This window comes from Agrobacterium sp. (assembly GCF_032092815.1).
Taxonomy (GTDB): Bacteria; Pseudomonadota; Alphaproteobacteria; order Rhizobiales; family Rhizobiaceae; genus Agrobacterium.
The window spans coordinates 19,185-20,994 of the sequence record NZ_DAMDBP010000057.1 but is presented as its reverse complement, the minus strand read 5'-3'; the positions used below and the strand labels follow the sequence as shown (position 1 = coordinate 20,994).

1 protein-coding gene is annotated in these 1,810 nt (G+C 55.7%); it reads right to left on the bottom strand.

Annotated elements, in window-relative coordinates; genetic code table 11:
* Positions 1-1,321 (bottom strand): ribonuclease E/G (locus tag RT613_RS21670; protein ID WP_313618450.1); only part of this gene is annotated, 1,321 nt, incomplete at its 3' end.
* Between the last annotated feature and the right edge of the window lie 489 nt (positions 1,322-1,810).

Below are 1,810 nucleotides of genomic sequence, written 5' to 3'. Positions count from 1 at the left end.
AAGGCTGAACCACCTTGGCGTGGCTCGGCATCAGCATCTTCATGAAGTCTTTTGCTTCACGGTAGCCATCTTCGCCGGACACGATGATTTCGCCGATATCGCGATTGTAGAGGTCACGGATCGAACGCTTGATGAGCGAACCTTCCTCGTACACGAGGCAAGGGGCTGTGGAATTCAATGTCAGCGTACGGACATTTTCCCACAGGCGCATCAGATATTCAAAGTCACGCTTTATTTCGACGCGCGTACGGTTGGCACCTGCGGTACGCAGAATAACGCCCATGCCGTTGGGCACTTCCAGATCGCGTGCAATTTCCTTCAGGCGCTTGCGGTCCTGCGGCTGGGTGATCTTGCGGGAAATACCGCCACCACGCGCCGTGTTTGGCATCAGAACCGAATAACGGCCTGCCAGTGAAAGATAGGTGGTCAGGGCAGCGCCCTTGTTGCCGCGTTCTTCCTTGGCAACCTGCACCAAAAGGATCTGGCGACGCTTGATCACTTCCTGAATGCGGTACTGCTTGCGTGGCTTGCGTGCTGCGCGATCAGGCACTTCTTCCATGGCGTCTTCCGCGCCGACGGATTCAATGACTTCCTTCTCGTGGTCGTCATCGTCATCATCATCGTCGTCATCGGAACCGTTGCGGCGAAGTCCTTCAACCTCTTCGGAAATCGTGTCGGCATCCACCATGGCAGCCATTTCGCCGCCTGGGGTTTCGTCGTCACTGCCCGCAGCGTCAGCGGATGCTTCTTCTTCAGCATCGGCCTTTTTCTTGCGTGGGCGACGGGTGCGCTTCTTTGGCTTTTCTTCTTCAGCCGGGGCCTCAACGGTCGCAGCTTCCGCCTCTACAGGTGCAGCGTCAGTTTCCGTTGCCGCTTCCGTTGTGGAGGAGGGTTGTTCGGACGCATCCGATGTCTGCGGTTCAACCGTCAGCGGCACGATGCCGATATCCGGCTGGTCAGCTGTGGAAAGATCGATGGTGGCCGAATGTTCGCTCGGCGCATCAGCAGGTTCGAAGTCGTCGCTGCCGCGATGTTCTTCGGCTTCTGCTCTCAGAAGTGCCTGACGGTCTGCCAGCGGAATCTGATAATAGTCGGGGTGGATTTCTGCGAACGCCAGAAAGCCGTGACGGTTTCCACCGTAATCAACAAAGGCTGCCTGAAGCGATGGTTCTACACGGGTTACCTTTGCAAGGTAGATGTTGCCGCGTATCTGCTTCTTGTGCTCGGATTCGAAGTCGAACTCCTCAATCCGGTTGCCTCTGACGACTACAACCCGCGTCTCCTCTTCGTGGGAGGCGTCGATAAGCATCTTGTCTGCCATGTAATCTCTGCTCCTCGACGCAACCTCGTGGCAGACGAGGATCGTACCGCCGAAAAGGCGGATCTCCCGTGTCTCTTGGAGGGTGCGTCGGAAATGATGTTTACCGCTTGGCGCGCGTCAACTGACAACAGCGGGGCGAAGAGCAATGCAGTCTGCTTGCCTCTCTGGCCCTTTGTGTATGAAAGCTGTTGCAACGACACCATTTGCCCAAGCCGGTAATACGATAATAACTGGCCCCTTGAGGCCGATGAGTTTGCCCTTCCAGAAGAGCGGTCGGTGGCATGCCACCGGGTATGTGTCCGGCTCATGCCGGAATTGTTCCAGTTTCAGGAAAATGTGGCGACGGCAGATGATTCCCGTTTTGTAGCGCCAGCGTCTTTACGATTGGCAGCCCTACGGGTATCTATCCCGTCAACATCTAAACCCTCAATTTGTGTTGTATGGTTTATCCGGCTCAATAGCAATAGGCACGCTAAATATGCCATATTG